Raw genomic sequence first — 589 nt, forward strand, 5'->3', positions numbered from 1 at the left:
TTATACCCATCATACGCCGCAAATCCCGCATTAATCGCCATCCACACAAAATGCCCATCCGGATCGACCAACATCACCGGGTTGTTGTTCGCATATGTGTAGCCGTTTTGGGTTAGAATATCGTCCGAATCTCCTGGATCAGGGTCCATGGACAAGAACACGCCATGGGTCGGGTAGTAGTACCGGGCGATCAAGTAGTAGAGTCCCGTCTCTTCATCATATTGGTATCCCGCATAGCGATACGGGTTTTCGGTTGCTAGGGCACCCGTTTGAGAACGAATTTGGCCCCATGTGTCGTACTCGTAACGGGCCACCACATTTCCTTGCGCATCCGTTAACGCGATGACATCGCCATGGGCGTTGTAGTGGTAGAAGTAGGTGACATTGCCCTTTTTCATCGCCAACAGCTGGCCGTTTTCTCCGTATACATACGATTGTACCACATTTCCGTTTGCGTCGGTTTCATACAAGACGTTGAGGCTGTCGCCTTGGTAATGGTAGTTCGTCACCACGCCATTGACGGTCTTTTGAATGCGGCGGCCATCTTCATCATATTGGTACGTCACAAACGGCGCGCTTTCGCCTTTTC

The 589-nt window shown here is 50.9% G+C and carries 1 protein-coding gene; it reads right to left on the bottom strand.

Annotated elements, in window-relative coordinates; translation table 11 throughout:
• Positions 1 to 589 (bottom strand): RHS repeat-associated core domain-containing protein (locus AT864_RS09200; RefSeq protein ID WP_304440077.1); only part of this gene is annotated, 589 nt, incomplete at both ends.

It is taken from the genome of Anoxybacillus sp. P3H1B, assembly GCF_001560855.1.
In the GTDB taxonomy this organism is placed as follows: domain Bacteria; phylum Bacillota; class Bacilli; order Bacillales; family Anoxybacillaceae; genus Anoxybacteroides; species Anoxybacteroides rupiense.